This window comes from Terriglobia bacterium (assembly GCA_020072645.1).
Classification (GTDB): domain Bacteria; phylum Acidobacteriota; class Terriglobia; order Terriglobales; family Acidobacteriaceae; genus Angelobacter.
On sequence record JAIQGK010000004.1, the window covers coordinates 191,970 to 208,153 of the forward strand.

Annotated in this window: 15 protein-coding genes; 4 read left to right on the forward strand and 11 right to left on the reverse strand. The window is 55.9% G+C overall.

Features of this window, described 5'->3' with window-relative positions; all coding sequences use genetic code 11:
- Nucleotides 1–5 precede the first annotated feature (5 nt).
- The 9 genes from LAO76_07830 to LAO76_07870 form a co-directional block, all read right to left on the reverse strand.
- A complete protein-coding gene (locus LAO76_07830) occupies nt 6–509 on the reverse strand; it encodes a DoxX family protein (GenBank protein ID MBZ5490826.1) in 504 nt (167 codons plus the stop codon).
- Nucleotides 506–1,408: a DNA-binding domain-containing protein gene (locus LAO76_07835; protein ID MBZ5490827.1), complete on the reverse strand. Its 903-nt coding sequence runs from the start codon at nt 1,406–1,408 to the stop codon at nt 506–508. Before LAO76_07835 ends, LAO76_07830 begins: the two co-directional genes overlap by 4 nt.
- A 41-nt stretch (nt 1,409–1,449) precedes the next feature.
- Entirely contained in the window at nt 1,450–2,298 is an 849-nt protein-coding gene (locus LAO76_07840; protein ID MBZ5490828.1) for a DUF692 domain-containing protein, read from the reverse strand.
- Nucleotides 2,299–2,391: 93 nt separating this feature from the next.
- Nucleotides 2,392–2,673 carry a hypothetical protein gene (locus tag LAO76_07845; protein MBZ5490829.1) on the reverse strand — a complete coding sequence of 94 codons (282 nt, stop codon included), beginning with the start codon at nt 2,671–2,673 and terminating at the stop codon, nt 2,392–2,394.
- A 281-nt stretch (nt 2,674–2,954) separates the two neighbouring features.
- Nucleotides 2,955–3,836: a polyprenyl synthetase family protein gene (locus tag LAO76_07850; protein ID MBZ5490830.1), complete on the reverse strand. Its 882-nt coding sequence runs from the start codon at nt 3,834–3,836 to the stop codon at nt 2,955–2,957.
- A gap of 343 nt (nt 3,837–4,179) precedes the next feature.
- Nucleotides 4,180–4,551, reverse strand: a complete 372-nt coding sequence (locus LAO76_07855; GenBank protein ID MBZ5490831.1) for a hypothetical protein — start codon at nt 4,549–4,551, stop codon at nt 4,180–4,182.
- 89 nt (nt 4,552–4,640) lie between these two features.
- Nucleotides 4,641–4,880 (reverse strand): exodeoxyribonuclease VII small subunit, encoded by a 240-nt coding sequence (xseB, locus tag LAO76_07860; protein MBZ5490832.1) that lies wholly within the window; start codon nt 4,878–4,880, stop codon nt 4,641–4,643.
- Nucleotides 4,881–5,202: 322 nt separating this feature from the next.
- On the reverse strand, nt 5,203–5,646 hold the full coding sequence (locus LAO76_07865; protein MBZ5490833.1) for a nuclear transport factor 2 family protein: 444 nt from the start codon (nt 5,644–5,646) through the stop codon (nt 5,203–5,205).
- 170 nt (nt 5,647–5,816) lie between these two features.
- Nucleotides 5,817–7,697 (reverse strand): bifunctional homocysteine S-methyltransferase/methylenetetrahydrofolate reductase, encoded by a 1,881-nt coding sequence (locus LAO76_07870; GenBank protein MBZ5490834.1) that lies wholly within the window; start codon nt 7,695–7,697, stop codon nt 5,817–5,819.
- A 250-nt stretch (nt 7,698–7,947) separates the two neighbouring features.
- Between LAO76_07870 and LAO76_07875 the strand changes: the two genes are divergently transcribed.
- Nucleotides 7,948–9,192, forward strand: a complete 1,245-nt coding sequence (locus LAO76_07875) for a hypothetical protein (GenBank protein ID MBZ5490835.1) — start codon at nt 7,948–7,950, stop codon at nt 9,190–9,192.
- 899 nt (nt 9,193–10,091) lie between these two features.
- On the opposite strand, the gene LAO76_07880 is transcribed toward LAO76_07875, so the two are convergent.
- Together LAO76_07880 and LAO76_07885 are read right to left on the reverse strand one after the other, a co-directional pair.
- Complete coding sequence (locus LAO76_07880; protein MBZ5490836.1) at nt 10,092–10,490, reverse strand: GIY-YIG nuclease family protein; 399 nt, start codon at nt 10,488–10,490, stop codon at nt 10,092–10,094.
- Between the two features lie 281 nt (nt 10,491–10,771).
- Nucleotides 10,772–13,264, reverse strand: a complete 2,493-nt coding sequence (locus LAO76_07885) for a penicillin acylase family protein (protein ID MBZ5490837.1) — start codon at nt 13,262–13,264, stop codon at nt 10,772–10,774.
- A 162-nt stretch (nt 13,265–13,426) separates the two neighbouring features.
- Here LAO76_07885 and LAO76_07890 point away from each other — a divergent pair, with 162 nt between their 5' ends.
- From LAO76_07890 to LAO76_07900, 3 genes are all read left to right on the forward strand, one after another.
- A complete protein-coding gene (locus tag LAO76_07890) occupies nt 13,427–13,879 on the forward strand; it encodes a transcriptional repressor (GenBank protein MBZ5490838.1) in 453 nt (150 codons plus the stop codon).
- A 196-nt stretch (nt 13,880–14,075) separates the two neighbouring features.
- Nucleotides 14,076–15,644, forward strand: coding sequence for a PAS domain S-box protein (locus tag LAO76_07895; GenBank protein ID MBZ5490839.1), 1,569 nt, complete (start codon nt 14,076–14,078; stop codon nt 15,642–15,644).
- Complete coding sequence (locus tag LAO76_07900) at nt 15,641–16,183, forward strand: GNAT family N-acetyltransferase (protein ID MBZ5490840.1); 543 nt, start codon at nt 15,641–15,643, stop codon at nt 16,181–16,183. The genes LAO76_07895 and LAO76_07900 overlap by 4 nt, the downstream gene beginning before the upstream one ends.
- Nucleotide 16,184: the final 1 nt, after the last annotated feature.

Below are 16,184 nucleotides of genomic sequence, written 5' to 3' on the forward strand. Positions count from 1 at the left end.
CTGCTTCAGTTGGATGCAGCAACCGCAGCCGCCGGAGCGTGCTTCTTGCGGTAGGCCAGGATCAATGTATCCACGGAAAACTTGCCCGGGCCGAAGATCAAGATCAGCAGCGATACCAGCAGGAACGGGAACGGGTCAGCGGCGAAAAACTTTCCTGAGTCGGAAAAGAAAGAGGTGAACGCTTCGCGGTCCGCAGTGATATAAGCCACGACCATATTGATCAGCAAAGGAACCGAGATCAGCCGCGATGCCAGCCCGAGGATCAAGAGAATGCCGCCGACAGTTTCCAGAGAAGCGTTGAAGTAGGCGTTGAAGGTTGGCGCGGGAATGCCCAGATCGGTGAAGAACGCCACAACCTTGTCAATGTGGCCGAACTTTCCAATGCCGCTCTGGAGGAAGAGCCATCCCCAATAAACGCGAATCAACAGCAGAAAAGGGGATTGCAGCGAGTTGACGGCCTTAAGAAACCAGCCATACGCGGTTTCAGCTTTTTGTATTAGAGCGCTCATGGTTGAGATTCTCTTTCCGGCGGACGGCAGAACCAGCCCAGCTGCGACCAGTTAGCAAACCAGTCATGCAGCTGCTCCATCACGCGCTCCAGTTTTTTGCCGGACCAGTTGACTGACGTTTCAATGGCCTGCGAGAGTGGTTGCCCCTGCTGCAAAGCGCGCAGCAGCGCAAAGCCTTCCGGCTTTAAGCGCTTGAAATAGACGATATTTTCCTGACGATGGACAGCCAGAAATACTTTCTTGCCTTTGGGCAGAGGCAGTTGCTTGCGCGGAGCGTCATCTGAGTGGTCCATCATGACCACGTTGCTGGAGATATCTGTTTCCGGATCTTCAGTTTCACGCACTTTGAGCAGAAGTTCATCCGCGGGATAAGCCAGATCGAGCAATTGAAGATATGGCTGCAGATGAAAGACGGGGTCTTCGCCCAGATTGGCCAGTTCGGTCTGCGTCAGGGTAGGGAATTCAGCGGCGTCAAAGGCTTCAATGTCGGCCCACTCCAGCCGCACCATGTCCAGCGCCATGCGCTCATGGCTGGAAATAAACTCCGGGTGCGCGCGCAGCCATGTTTCCAGCCGCGAACCGAGATCACGCAGCGTGTATGACACTGAGGGCATCTCTGTCAGATAGCCGAGAAGGACTTTGTCAAAAGCTTCCTGACCGATGACGGCGCGGAGCCCGGGAAAGTCATCGGCCAGCGACGAGAGCAGCCGGAACCAGTAAACGCGGTTGTAGATTTCCAGGCGCTCGACCGATGTCAGCCGGTCATTTGGCTTCACGATCGCTTCAGCGATCTCTTTGGTCGATCGGCCGTCGAGCGTTTGCTCGCGCATGCGCTCGTCTTCAGTCAGCGGCTGCCGCACTACGTCAAAGACAGCGCGCTGGAGTTGGTCGAGATTCATGTGCCCCGGAGTCATGTTACCCGGGTTCGTGTCGCCTGCGCTCATGACGCCACCGCCGAACTGGCCGGAATGTATTTCTTTGCCTTGAGCGCTTCCTTATGGACTTCGTCAAACGATGGGATGTGATCGTCCCACTCCAGCAGAGTGGCCGTGGGACCGACCATTTCAATGGCCTTGGCGTAAAGCTGCCATACGGGATCAAGCACCGGGTGATCGTGCGTGTCCAGAATATATTTCTCGTAATTGCTATGCCCGGCGATGTGAATCTGCGCGACGCGCTCAGCGGGCACGCTGCGCAGATACTCAAACGGATCAAAACTATGATTGCGCGATGATACGTAAATATTATTGACGTCGAGCAAGATGCCGCAGTCTGCTTGTTCCACCACTTCGTTGAGGAACTGCCATTCCGTCATTTCAGAAACGTGGTATTCGGCGTAACTGCTGACGTTTTCCACGGCAATAGGCACCTCCAGAAAATCCCGGGCTTCACGGACTTTTTGGGCTGTGCGCTTTGCGGCCTCAAAGGTGTAAGGCATCGGCAGCAGATCGTGAGAATAGCGGCCGTCCACGCTGCCCCAGCAGAGATGGTCAGTAAGCCACGGCGTATTGGTGCGGCGGACAAGCTTTTTCAGTCGGCGCAGGTGTTCGCGGTTCAGCGGTTCAGCCGAGCCAAAATACATGGAGACGCCATGCTGCACCACGCGATAGCGTTCCAGAATCTGGTCCAGAACCTGGAGCTGGCGGCCGCCTTCCACCATGTAGTTTTCAGAGATGATTTCAAACCAGTCAACTACGGGCTTCTTCTCAAAAATATGGTTGTAATGAGGAATACGCAGCCCGATTCCTACGCCGAAGTCCTTGTATCCGTTGAAACGATTTGCGGGCATAAAGCTGATAAAGAGAGAGGGGATTCCTGAAATATTTTGAAATAGAGGACCAGCGGCGTTCCACCGGTCCTCTTCAACTGAGAGGACCTGAAACTATTTGCTGTCGCCCTCTTTTGGCATGGGCTTGCCGTCTGTCCGGCATTCGCCTTTGCCTTTGCAATCATTCTTGCCTTTGGTCGATCCGCAGCCGCCTTTGCCTTTGCAGGAGTTCTGTCCCTTGCAGGCATGCTTATCTTTCTTTGACTTGGTGGCCTTTTTGCCGCTGGTCGCCGCTTTATCCTTATCGCCGCCAGTGTTCTGGGCGAGTACGGTTTGTCCGGCCATAAATCCTGTCAGAGCGGCACCCATAAGCAGTAAACGTACAGACTTCGTCATTTGTAAATCTCCCTTTCGATTTTTTTATGTCTGCCGAAAGCATTATCCAGGCCGCTTATACAGGGCCCTTAACCACTTTCGAACAGCGTCCTTTGAAGTACGTACAGCAGTGTAAAACGGATTGTTTCTTGTGGAGCATCAATGCGGCGGCACGCACCGCCGGTAGTGGGTGAATATTACACACATGTTCCATGGGACAAATATGCGAAGGAATACTACCATGCGGGAGCAAGGGGAATGAAGTACTTTTCACTTCGTCCCAGATGGCACCGTAGATTCGGCTAATGTTTGCGCTGCACCAGAAAGTGGGCCAGGTCCTTTAGTGTCTGGGCCCGCTGTGCAAATGAATCGAGCGCACTGCAGCCGGAAGAGACGAGCGAATCGGCCCGACGCAAGGATTCATCGATCCCAAAAAGGGATGGATAGGTGGCTTTTTCTGAAGCTGTATCTTTGCCAGCGGTTTTTCCCAGTTGTTCAGAAGATTGTGTGACATCAAGCACATCATCCACGATCTGGAATGCCAAGCCAATCGAACGGCCAAAATCGCGCAAGCGCTGGATTTCAGCCAGCGAGCCATTGGCGTAGATCCCTCCGCTGACTAAGCTGGAAGTGATGAGCGCTCCGGTCTTGGAGCGATGAATGTATTCCAAAGTCGCGGCGTCCGCAGGCTGGCGTTCCGCTTCAAGGTCTTTGACCTGTCCGCCAATCATGCCATCAATCGTGCCGGTGCCACGGGCAATCTCTTCAATGATCTTCACCCGTGCTTCTGCTGGACATTTCAAACGCGCCAGCACCTCATAAGCCTGTGTTTGTAGCGCGTCTCCGGCCAGGATGGCTAGCGCCTCACCAAAGACCACGTGGCAGGTTGGCTTGCCGCGGCGGAGGTCATCGTTATCGAGCGCTGGGAGATCGTCATGAATGAGCGAATACGTATGCAGCATTTCCAGCGCGCTGCCCAGTTCTTCAACGCCTTCAGGCAAACGTCCGGCGATCATGCGCGCGGCTTCAAGACACAGGATGGGACGCAGGCGCTTGCCTCCGGCAAAAACGCTGTGGCGCATCGCCTGATGGATGGAGTCCGGCCGCTGGGTGGCGGCGGGCAAAAGCTTTTCCAGCGAAGCGTCAATGATGCGCTGGCCTTGCGCGAGGATCTCGTTCAGCATGAGCTTTGAGTATAAAACAATGGAGATCGTCCGGAATCACCGTGATCGCCGACATCGCGCGTGATCGGGCAAGCCAGGATTCACCGTAGAGGCGAGAAGGCGCGGAGACGCGGAGTTCCGGGTAGCGATCGAAAGGTAGTGATTCCAACAATCATCCTTCGCCATGATCATCCGAGTCTTCCGATTTCAAGCGATCTGTCGGTCCTGGCCCGTGTCATCCGTAGTTGAAGTTTTGTTTTTCCGATCACGTGCGATGGGCCGATCACGGCGATTCTGACGATGTAAAAAAAGGGAGCATCTTGCGGATGCTCCCTTCAGACGGAGGAGGGTACAACAGATATTTTCAGGCGGCGTGCGCGTGAGAAAGCGGCTTGGTGTGGCTGGCCGCCAGGACGATAGCGCGCACATCGGAGGCATAGCAACAATCGGCGGCGCCGGCCGCCAGCGCATTTGCCCACATTGTTTCATCCGCCAGGCGATGCGTGCAGACAATGGTTGTGGACGCAAAGTCACGCTTGAGCTGCTGCACTTCACTCAGCGCGGCCAGTTCAAGGTCAATGATAGCCACATCGGCGCGGAACCTGGGGATGGCTAAACGCAATGCATCCACATCTCCGGCCACATGCACTACGCGGAAATGGTTATAGAGCGATTTCTCCAACATCTCCGCAGTTTTGCTGTTGCTTTGGGCGACAACTACACTCAGCGGTTTCATGAAAGACATCCTCATTGGCTGTGCGAAAACACTGATTGCTTTCGCTTGAGACTTTCACGGCTGCTGGACGTCCGCAGGCTTTAGGGGAACTATTTCTTGACGGTCTGGGCCCGATCGGCAGGTTCGTAGGGCTCAGGCTGTAACTTTCCATTCTGCCGAAGCAGAATCTCAACTTTGCCTTCAGCCTCTTCCAGTTCCTTGCGGCAGGAAGACGAGTGCTTCAGGCCCTCTTCAAAAAGCTTCAATGCCTGTTCAAGCGGGACATTGCCTCTTTCCAGCTCATCGACGATTTGTTCCAAACGTTGAAGGCAATCTTCAAACTTAGGCACCGAGCCAAAACTCCAATGGCACATTCTACCCTGATAAGCGGGAGCCGCTCTGTTTATTTTTTCCACAAGATGGGAATAAAAATGAAGATCATTCAGTCCCATTCAGCTGGAAAGTATGGGGATTGTTTCATAACTTAAGGGCTTGCGCCTTCAGCAACAGAAGCTGCGTCTTTTGAGAAAAAATACTTATATTTAGTTATCTAAGAATCCGACACTTGTCCCATCTGTCTTGAAGTCTTACTTTAACTCATCGCCATGGCAGATCAAATGCCATCCAACCATATCGATCACGGAACTGTCGCGTCCCAGCGCTCACCCGCACTCACTGCCCCAGCGGCACGCTGTACTGTGCGGCGATTAGCCGCCACTGGCCATCGACTTTCATCCACACATCGGTCAGGCGGTCACGATATTCATAGCGCTTGCCCTTGGACGTGCCAGTCTCGTGATACGCGCCGGTCACCACGGCCACGTTTCCGTGCATCCGAACCTTCAGGTCTGACTCTTCCGCTACCTCCACCTGCGTGGACGTATCGGCGGTGTGCGCCATGTATCCCATTTTCCCGTAGATGTTGCCGTCCTCAACGGTAATAATGAAGTCGTCCGCCAGCATTGAAGTCATTAGAGTGATGTTGCGCAGCTTGTAAGCATCAGTCCATTTCTTTTCCAGGGCGAGAATCGTTGCCTCCGGCGAAGCCTGCTGCGCCAGGGAAAGCGCGGGCAGGCAGCAAAGGAATCCGAGAATGAGTAGTCGTTGAACGTACATGCCCATGTTTATGGCACAGTTCGTGGCGGGCAACAAGCCGCTTGTACGCTCCCGAAGTTGCCAAAGTAACGTGACTCAGCGTGCCAAAATGGGAAGGTAAAACCTTACCGCGGGGCTTGGTTTTTACCAGCATGCCGCTTAGGCATACGGTTAAACATTAAAGTAGTAGTTTAACCTGCTGCCGTAGCCGATCCTGCGATTCCATCGAGCACTTCAATGGCGGAGCTGTAGCGTCCCAGCGGCGCGGCTACTTGCGCACCCTGTACCAGGCCACGGACTTTGTGCAGCATCTCGCGCGCAATCAGGATTCCCTCCGCGCGGGCGGCTTCGGCATTTGGAGCGCGCGCCATGCGCTCAAGGATCGTATCTGGCACAGAAACGCGCAGCTCGTTTTTCATGAACTCGGCATTGCGTACGCTGGTAAGCGGCCAGATTCCCGCCAGCACCGGAATGCGATGATGATCCACGCGGCGCAGGAACTGCTCCAGCAGCGCCACGTCAAACACCGGTTGCGTCACGGCAAAATCTGCGCCGGCTTCCACTTTGTATTCAAAGCGGCGAACTTCTTCATCAATATTCACCATGCCGGGGTTCGCGCCCACGCCGATCATAAACTTTGTTCCTGAGCCAATCGGATTGCCGCCAACGTCGAGCCCATGATTCAGGTTGCGAACAATATTCACCAGGCCGATCGCATCCACGTCAAACACCGCTGTGGCGTCAGGATAGTTGCCCAGCTTAGGTGGATCGCCGGTGATGCAGATCAGGTTATGCAGTCCTGTGGTGTACGCGCCCAGCAGCTCAGACTGCATGCTCAGCACGTTGCGATCGCGGCAGGTAAAGTGCAGCACCGTTTCTATCCCTGCCTGCTGCTGCACCAGCAGACAGAGCGCCATGTTGCTCATGCGGGCGGAAGCGCGCGGGCTGTCCGGGATATTGATGGCGTCAATACCGGCAGCTTTCAGAAACTTTGCGCCTTCCACTTCCTTGCGGAAGTCGATTCCCTTGGGCGGAACAATCTCTACCAGCGTTACAAACTCACCGGCTGCAAGCTTTTTGCCCAGATTCGATCTCTGTGCCAGAGGCGGCGGCGTGATGCTGGATTCGCGCTTGGCATCAGCGATTACCCGAAAGCCTCCGGGCTTGCCCTTGGCGTCAGACATGCGCAGCGCCGACTTCATTGATTTGGTGTGCTCCGGCGTTGTTCCGCAGCATCCGCCCATAAGGTTCACGCCGGCATTCACAAACTTGCGCGCGTAGCTGGCCATATATTCCGGCGAGCATAGATAAATATTGCGGCCTTCAATGCTGCGCGGGATTCCGGCGTTAGGCTGCGCGGCCAGCGGCTTGTCCGTAAGTCGGCGGATGCGCTCAATCGCTTCCAGCATCGCAACGGGACCAACGCTACAGTTGCAGCCAATCACGTCCACGCCCCAGTCATTCAGTTTCGCGGTAAAAGTCTCGGGGCTGGCGCCATCCAGGCAGTTGCCGTCTTCGTCAATGGTGACTTGCGCCACCAGCGGCTTGTCCGGAGCGACTTCCCGCGCCGCCAGAATGGCCTGGCGCAACTCTTCCAGATAGCCGAAGGTTTCCAACATCAGTATGTCAACGCCGCCCGCCACCAGCGCCGTGATCTGTTCGCGAAATGAAGCGCGGGCTTCTTCACGCGACGTTTTGCCCAGCGGCTCAATGCGCAAGCCTAGCGGCCCAACCGATCCCGCCACCAGAACGTTGGCGGCTTTTTTCAGGTTGAAAGCGTCCGCGGCTTCACGCGCCAGCTCCGCGCCCTTGCGATTTACTTCCTCAACCTTGTCAGCTAACCCATAACGGCCCAGCCGGAAAGAGTTGCCGCCGAAAGTATTGGTTTCAATGATCTCCGCCCCGGCATTCATGTATTCCTGGTGGATTCCGCGGATCAGGTCCGGCTGCGTAAGATTCAGCTCGTCATAACACTTGTTGATGAACACGCCTTTGGCGTAGAGCAGCGTGCCCATCGCGCCGTCACACAGCACAGGACCCTTTTTCAATCGGGATAGAAGATCAATCGCCATTTGCTATCTCAGAATACCTTAGCCCACATGGTTCCCGCCATGCACCCGCAGGGAGTGGCAAGATTTCCTGCATGGAGCGCATTCCGGTGCGTTCTTTGGAAGCCCGGGAGATCCTTGTCCGGCGCAGAGCTGGCGGCAAATGCAGCATAAGCGCGTGGAGTGACGCTCCAGGGGCCTGAAAGTGGCTCTGCTATAATCGCGATTTCAACATCATTTGGCGCGGCTCCCAGAGGAAACGGTCTAATAAAGAATGCGGCGAAACAGTTATCTTTTGCACTTCCTGGTTGCAAGTCTTGCCCTGGCCCTGGCCGGCTGCGGTTCCAGCACCAGCAATAACACGCCCAAGCCCACCGGTTTGAAAAAACGCGTATTGCTTTCAAACACAGCGGCCGGCACCGTGACCGTATTGGACGCACAAAAAGACGTTTTTAGCAGCAAAGTTCTGGGCGTCACTTCTCCTACCAAAATGCTTACGGCCGGCGGGACTACGATCATAATGGACAGCGTGGCCAGCGAGATCACGGTCATTGATAACCCCACTGAAGCCGTAACTTTTGCGGCACCCATTGGCGATCAGCCTTTTGATATCGCCATCAGTCCCGACGGCAAAAATGCCTGGGCGGCCATGCGCAACTTTGGCTTTGTGCAATCGGTGGACACAACCACCGGCGTCGCGCGTCCCGTCCTGCGCATCGGCAATGCCCGCCGCCTGGTGATGAGTCCCAAGGGAACCAAGCTGCTGGTCTTTCCTGATCCGCAAGGGCAGATTGCGCCCAACACCCATACCTTTTTTGTGGTCGATACCGCCACTTCGGCCGTTCAGGTGGTGACTGACGCCGTGAATCTTGACCAGCCGGTCAACGCCGTATTCAACGGCAGTGAGACGCAGGCTTTTATCCTGAACTGCGGCACTGAATGTGGTGGCACCAACGCCAGCGTGACCTTTGCCGACTTTACAAATCCCACGGCCACCTTCGCTCCGGTCCTGCCCATTTCCGTTCCTGGTGCGACCGTGGGGCTCATCAACGGCACGAACCTTTATGTTGCGGGAACGCCGCTGCAGACACCCCCAGTCCCGGGCTGCCAGTTTTCCCGTTGCGGCGTGTTAAGCGTCATTAATACATCTGCGCTCGCAGTTGGGACTTCCATTCCCATCACTGACGGCGACCACGAAAAGATCGCTTTTGCCAACAATCGCGTTTACGTTGGCGCCAGCGGATGCACCGTCGAACCCGGCACGGCTGCCAATACCGTCCGCGGCTGCCTGTCTATCTTCAATACCAGTTCGTCCGCCGCCGTCTTCCCCACAGAATCAGCTTTCCGCCAGAACTTTGATGTTACGGGCCTCCAGCCTATCTCCGGACGCAGCATTATTTATGTGGTCCAGGGCGCGGAACTCGATATCTACGATACCAACACGGATACGCTTGCTCCCGGAGTCACCCAACTCGACGTGGTGGGCAAGGCGTTTGATGTGGTGCAGATCGATCCGTAGCTTCTTTGCTTAGTCCCGAGCGAACCGAGGGAACCCTACTTCAACCAGAATGCCATTTCAAAGCGGTGCAGGCTTTTGCTTTCGATCACCCGATGACGTGCGATCACGGCGATGTCGGCGATTGCACCCCTCCCCCCATCCCTCAATTAGGATTCCAAAAGGCTAACTGGAGTCATCCCAAGGTCATTCCAGATTGGCGTGGATTTGGGCAATGCCACCCCACTTTTGGCGACGGGTTGAGAAGTTCCCTCTTTGTGTTCCTTCGTGTCCTTCGTGGTTAGGTTTGGTTTTTGGCTGATTGCTGAATACTGTTGCTGAATGCTAATTTTCAAAGATCAAAATACTTCCACCCCTTAGGGCTGCCTCATCTTAGCGCCATGCTTTCCAATAATCACGCGCGAACTAGTTCACCAAAGCAGGACATGTCTTTTGCGACCCTCTGCCTGCACTCGGTTCATGTTCGAACGGCCGAGCCAGAAAAGGAGATTTCCTCGATCAATCGATGACTAACCATCGGAAGATCACCCGATTTTTTCGTCCTTCACCACAACTGTGGGATATCGGGCACAAGGCAGCGGACGGCCCGTCATGGTCCGGTGAGGTTCTTTGGTGAAGTCTGCTACCGGCGCACAGCAGCATGGCGAGATTCTTCCACAACGAAACGCAGGCGCTGGATGGCACTTCGTTTATTGAAGCTATTAAGCGTTCGCAAACGAACAAAACGCGTCCGCTGCAGATGATCGCAGATGAGTGCGGATGAGCGATCATTGCGACCCTTTGTTTGCTTCATCCACACACAACACTTTTTAACCCTGTCATCCTGAGCGAACTCCAAGGGAGCGAAGCGAACCGAGGGGGAGTCGAAGGACCCCGAAGGTGCCGGTTGTCACCATGCCGCGTCAGGGAGTTCTACCGATACTCTGTCCCCGGAACCGCATTTCGCGACCCCAGTTTTCGGCCATGTCCTGCCAGCGAGGATTCATCTTTTCGATCAGCGCGATCTTCTTCTGCCGACGCCAGCCCTTTAGCTGTTTCTCGCGACGAATCGCTGTGATAGCGTGATCGTAAGTCTCGTAATAAACCAGGCGATGCACTTTGTACTTCTTGGTGAATCCCTCGATGGAATCCATTTTGTGCTGCAGAATCCGGCGGTCGAAATAACCCGTTATGCCGATATAAAGCGTACCGGTTCGGCTGGTCAGGATGTAAACCCAGAACTGGTAATGGAAACCGTCGCGCACGGCAAAAGATGTTAGCACAGCATGTCTTGGTACAACTTCACCTTTGACCGCTGTCATCCTGAGCGAACTCCGAGGGACCCTGAGCAAAGCGAACGGGGACCGAGGGGGAGTCGAAGGACCCCGAAGTTGCCGGTTGTCACCATGCCGCGTCAGGGGGTTCTACCGAAAACATTCTCGTGAGAACGCATTGATGCGGCATGGCAAAGGATGCTGCACCGAGGTCCTTCGACTTTACCTCGCTCCTCTCGTCGCGAGGTGTCGCTCAGGATGACAGATATAAGTGGCATCGTTAAACACTGGAGATTGAGCAGGACGCACACTTGTGCTACACGACCCCCCTACTTCGGCTCCAGCCTCAACTCATGCTCCTTGCTCGCCTGCACGCCCGCATCTGTAAACGCCAGTGGGTAAGTTTTGTTGTTGTACCAGGCGTCCCAGTGGTCCATGTAATGCGGGCTGAAGGGCTGGCCGGATTCTCCCAAGACGATATTGAAGGTTGACGCGTCAAGGTTGGAGAAATCCACCGTCATGCGTTCAGACGGGCCAAAGCCCCGGCCCACCTGCTTGACGGTGTAGCCTCCGCCGGATTGCGGCCGCGTGCCCGGCCCGGCAACGCTCATGTGGCCATGCAGGATAGGGAGGCCGTTGAACACCGGATGGCTGATTGAGACGGGATAAACTTCGCCGTACTTCCAGGTCTTCAGGTCGGCGGGCGCGTCTTTGAGCGCTTTTTCCACGGCGGCGGTCAGCACGTCATTAAAGTTGTCATAGCCCGGAGGCAGCCAGCGCGCCGGTTGATTGGCGACGATATTCTCCAGCGCCACGGCGGCTTCTGACCATTCGTAGTTGTCGGCGTCATTGCCAAGTTTGGGATCGAGCAGCATCTCCCACAGGAAGCGGCGCGTGCGCACTTCAATGGTCGGCGCGACGGAGTTGGCCAGCATGCGGCCGTCCCAGCCGCGCATGATGTCTGCTGCACTGCGAGTGCGGTCTGTGGCTTTGGAACTGTGGTCGATGGCGTAAACCATTTTGTCGGCAAAGAAGCGGTCGTATTCAGAGGTGATGTCGGTCTGCAGGGCCAGCATGTCCGCCGGAGAAAACTTTTTGTCCGTCTTCAGCACCTTGTAGATGCGCTCCGTGCGATACGGCGGGAACCACTGCGTGGCCAGCTCATATGGATATCCCGCCGGAGTGATCTTGGCATTGGCCGTGGCAATAATCCCCGAAGGCGGATTGTAGAGGCTGGGCAGCTTGTCAAAAGGAAGATAGCCGGTCCAGTCATGCTTGCCGTCAGCGCCGTTCACGGGCACGGTGCCGTCACCCGCGGTGCGGATAGGCACAAAGCCCATCGGCTGATAGCCAATATTGCCGTCAATATCGGCATAGACCACGTTCTGCGAGGGCGTGGCAAACGTGGAGAGCGCTTTGCGGAACTCGTCCCAGTTTTGCGCGGAATCAAGTTCGAAGAGCGGCACGCTGATGGCATGCGGATCATAGACCAGCCAGCCCAGCGCGATCTGCCGCGTTTCTCCGTGCAGCAGCGGCGTGATGATAGGCCCATGCCGCGTGACGGTGACATCAAACGCCACGTCAGGCTTGCCCTTGACGTGGATTACCTGGTGATCGATCTCAGGTTTTTGCCAGCCGGTGGGCGTCTGGTATTCACCGGCGGCGTTGAAGTTTTCAATGAACAGGTCCTGCACGTCAGGATTGAGGTTGGTAAAGCCCCAGGCGATGCGCTGATTGTGTCCCACGGTGATGAAAGGCACGCCGGGCAGGGAAAAGCCTTCAACGTTGAAATCTCCGGAGTGGAGCTGCACCTCATACCACACGCCGGGGACGCGATGCGGCAAGTGCATATCATTCGACAGCAGCGGCTTGCCGGAAACCGTGTGCGCGCCGGAAAGAACCCAGTTGTTCGATCCCGGCAGACACGCTTCGCAGGCGTCGTCATTTAGATGTGGCAGAGATCGCGGCGGAGCGAGCGGCGACAGGTGGCCGGCTTTCCTAAGGATATTCGGCGGCAGGTTTTGTATTGGAGCCGCGTCGCTGCTGGTGCCCGCTTCACTCGCCGGCGGATGGTCATGCCATGAATCGGGCGGATACAAATCGGCCATCAGCTCCGGAGAAAGCTTTGCGCCGACCTTCTCCCGCCAGTATTCGGTTTCATACTGCGGGTTCAGCAACTGGCTCATGCCAATGCCAATGAGCAGTGAGTCCGCCGTCGTCCATGGCCGTGGCTTGTAGCCGAGAAGGGTGAACTCCATTGGGAGTTTTTTACTGTGCTCGTCGATAAAAGTATTTACGCCCTTGATGTACGCCTCAAAGAATGCGCGGTCGCGCGGCGAGAGCTGTTGCGTTACGCGCTCGGCAATCACGCGCAGGCGCATAGTGCGCTGCTGCTTGTCATAGTCTACCCATGTCTGGCGCGGACGCACAGCGGCCGTGGCCCGCGAAACCGGCTGAGGCGGCGCGCTGGACGCGGGAAAAATCTCGGCCATCTCACCGCCCACGGCGCGACGCGTAAGGTCCATCTGCCACAGGCGGTCTTGTGCCGTCACGTAACCCTGCGCGAAGAACAGGTCTTCCAGCTTGGCGGCTGTGATATGCGGCACGCCGTGCGTATCCCGCACTACCGATACGGGTGACTGCAATCCGGCCACGCTGATGCTGCCATCGAGCTGTGGCAGGGCAGAACGCGCGCCGTTGTAAAACCACAGGAACGCCAGAGTCCCGGCAACGATGACGAGCAGGAGAATCCATAAGATGATCCTCAAGGCGACGCCGAAGAAGCCTTTACGCGCGGCAGGAGCAGCAACACTAGTAGCCATGGGCCAAGATTTTACGGGAACAGCAACTCAGACCACAATCTATCGTTGCGCGACGAGTTATAATGAAAATGAAATTCATTTTCATTTAGAATCATTCAGGGATCGACATCAGACATGCTGCAAACACGGATTGACGATCACGCACCCACTTCGCGCGAGTCCATGCGCGAGGCCCAGGAAATCTTTTATAAGCACCTGAAGCGCGTCGGGCTCAAGCATACTGACCAGCGCGATACCATCCTGCGCACCTTTCTTGAAACGCGCGATCATCTCTCCACTGACGAGCTTTTCCGTCTCGTCCGCAAGAAAGACGCCAAGATCGGATTCACCACGGTTTACCGCACGCTCAAACTGCTGGCGGAGTGCGGCCTAGCCAGCGCTGTCCCGTTCCCAGACGGCATGGCGCGTTATGAGCACCAGTTCAATCGCCGCAATCATCACCACATGGTTTGCACGGAGTGTGACGCGTCAGTCGAGTTCTTCTCTCCCGAAGTAAACAAGCTGGAAGAGGAGATCGGCCGCAAATACCACTTTGACGCCACGCGCCACAACTTCCAGATTTATGGCGTCTGCGAGGATTGCCGCAAGAAAAGCCGCCGCGCCGTTCAGGCATAAGGGTTTATCGGAATCTACCCTCTGTTAGATAGGTAATGTTTAACGTGCGACCGCGGCGAGCTGTCGAGTTGCTGGATATAAAAACGATCTTATTTTCATAAAAAACTAAAGCTCATATCTCGAATACTTCTCTTAATGACTTAGAATATTCCTACCCTTTTTGAACAGGTTACTCGCCCGAAGTTGGAGTTGAAAAATGCGGCTTCGTTCGCTCAAAAAAGCGCCGGGCAAGGTTTCAGCCGCGCATCCTGCAGAATCCCTTTTAGGCGGCAACTCGCGCAGCATCGTCGAACAACTGCCGCAAGCCATCTGGGTGGCTGACGCGCAGGGCGCCATCATTCACTGCAACCAGTATTGGCATAAGTTTTCCGGCCTGGACCTTGTGCAGACAGCCGAGAGTGGCTGGTTTTCCATTCTGCATCCTGAGGACCGCCCAAGAGCGCGGGCGGGCTGGCGCAAACTGGTTGTCAGCGGCACGCCGATGCAGGGCGAATATCGCTTCCTCCGCGCGCGCGATGGCGAATACCGCTGGCACCTGGTGCAAGGCGTGTCCATAAAGGAAGGGAACGGGATACATAAGATCGGAACGGCCGTGGACATTCACGCACAGAAATCCACAGAGCTGGAGCTGAGAAAACGGGAAGACCAACTCAATCTGGCCATTGAAGCGGGACGGTTCGGCACCTGGGATTTTTTTCTTGATGGACAGAGATTCAGTACGTCCTATCGCGCACGGGCCATGTTTGGCCGACCGCCGGACGTTGAGCTTACCTATGACGAGTTTGTTGGCATGCTGCATGACGAAGACCGGACCACACTTCGGCAGGCATACAACAGGGCCCTGGAGCCTGGAGGTCTCTCAGAGTTTGAGATCAGCTATCGAATCACGCGCCCAGATGGCGCAGTGCGCTGGATCGCCGCCAGAGGTAAGGGTGTCTTTTCCGGCGTGGGAAGTGAGCGCAAGCCTGAGCGATTGATTGGCACGGTGCAGGACATCACGGAAAGAAAAACGGCGGAAAAAGCGCTGCGCGATTCAGAAGAGAAGTTCCGCACGGCTTTCCACGCCAACCCTGAGGCCATGACGATTACCACCCTGGCGGATGGCGTTTATCTGGATGTGAATGACGCCTTCCTGCGCGTGACCGGTTTTACCCGCGAGGACGTGATGGGGCGCAAGTCTTTCCATGTGGGCTCATGGGTGGAGAAAGAAGACCGGGAGCGGCTGGTGCGGACCTTGAAGAGCAAGGGCCGCGTGGAGTCAATGGAAACCACCTTCCGCAAGAAAAACGGCGACATCTTCTTTGTGCATCTCTCCGCGGAGCTGATTGAAATCGGCAAGCTGCAATGTGTGCTGGCCACAAGCCAGGATGTTACCGAACACAGGCGCGTGGTTGAAGAACTCCGCCTCTCTGAAGAGCAGCACCGTTCCCTCATTGATCGTGCGCCATATGGCATCTGCCGGATCAGCGCGCAGGGCCGCTTCCTGCTGGTGAATCCGGCACTGGCAAGGATGCTTGGGTATGAGAACGCATCTGAGTTGTTGGAACTCGACGTGGCCACGCAGGTTTATGAAGACCCGTCGGAACGTGCGCGCATCATCGCGACGCTGACGCAGGACGTATCTAAAGCGCCGCCCGTTGAAACCCGATGGAAGCGACAGGACGGACGAACCATCACAGTGCGCTTGGCCGGCACTCCCATCCGCGATGGCCAGGGCAGGTTGCTGCACTCTGAAGTATTTGTTGAGCGCGTGGCTGGACAGTGAGTGCGGTCACGTGGCCCGGTGCAAAACCGCCGCGCAAGCCCGGTTCTGTTGCGAAGAATCCCACCCGCTACAATGCTTCTGTGATCACCCTGCGCAACTATCAGCCAAAAGATTTTTCCCGGCTGCTGGAGATTGACCAGTCTTGCTTTGTTGAAGGCATTGCCTATTCCAGAGAGGAGATGCGCTATTTCCTTGCCGTGCCTACGGCCATCACGCTGGTTGGCTTGCAGGATGACGAGATCATGGGCTTTGTGATTGCGGACCGCTTTCGTCCTCGTCGAGCTTCACGGTCGATGGGCAAGATCATCACCATTGACGTTGCGCCTGAAGCGCAGCATAGTGGCGTGGGTACCGTATTAATGTCCGCCGTTGAAGGCGAACTGAAGCAAGCAGGATGTGACTATGTGTCGCTTGAAGTTGCTGTCGATAACGAGGCCGCGCTCAGGTTTTACAAGAAGCATGGATACTCCGTGCTGAAAACCCTGCCACGCTATTATCTTGATTCGATCGACGGCCTGCTGATGGGGAAAAGGCTGTGAC

Bases quoted from the DNA above. Each gene is read 5' to 3' on its own strand.
- LAO76_07855 (MBZ5490831.1), bottom strand. From the start codon at position 4,551: ATGAAACCGCTGAGTGTAGTTGTCGCCCAAAGCAACAGCAAAACTGCG.
- LAO76_07835 (MBZ5490827.1), bottom strand. From the start codon at position 1,408: ATGAATCTCGACCAACTCCAGCGCGCTGTCTTTGACGTAGTGCGGCAG.
- LAO76_07875 (MBZ5490835.1), top strand. From the start codon at position 7,948: ATGCGGCGAAACAGTTATCTTTTGCACTTCCTGGTTGCAAGTCTTGCC.
- LAO76_07830 (MBZ5490826.1), bottom strand. From the start codon at position 509: ATGAGCGCTCTAATACAAAAAGCTGAAACCGCGTATGGCTGGTTTCTT.
- LAO76_07885 (MBZ5490837.1), bottom strand. From the start codon at position 13,264: ATGGCTACTAGTGTTGCTGCTCCTGCCGCGCGTAAAGGCTTCTTCGGC.
- LAO76_07845 (MBZ5490829.1), bottom strand. From the start codon at position 2,673: ATGACGAAGTCTGTACGTTTACTGCTTATGGGTGCCGCTCTGACAGGA.
- LAO76_07850 (MBZ5490830.1), bottom strand. From the start codon at position 3,836: ATGCTGAACGAGATCCTCGCGCAAGGCCAGCGCATCATTGACGCTTCG.
- LAO76_07840 (MBZ5490828.1), bottom strand. From the start codon at position 2,298: ATGCCCGCAAATCGTTTCAACGGATACAAGGACTTCGGCGTAGGAATC.
- LAO76_07895 (MBZ5490839.1), top strand. From the start codon at position 14,076: ATGCGGCTTCGTTCGCTCAAAAAAGCGCCGGGCAAGGTTTCAGCCGCG.
- LAO76_07870 (MBZ5490834.1), bottom strand. From the start codon at position 7,697: ATGGCGATTGATCTTCTATCCCGATTGAAAAAGGGTCCTGTGCTGTGT.
- LAO76_07890 (MBZ5490838.1), top strand. From the start codon at position 13,427: ATGCGCGAGGCCCAGGAAATCTTTTATAAGCACCTGAAGCGCGTCGGG.
- LAO76_07865 (MBZ5490833.1), bottom strand. From the start codon at position 5,646: ATGTACGTTCAACGACTACTCATTCTCGGATTCCTTTGCTGCCTGCCC.
- LAO76_07880 (MBZ5490836.1), bottom strand. From the start codon at position 10,490: ATGACAGCGGTCAAAGGTGAAGTTGTACCAAGACATGCTGTGCTAACA.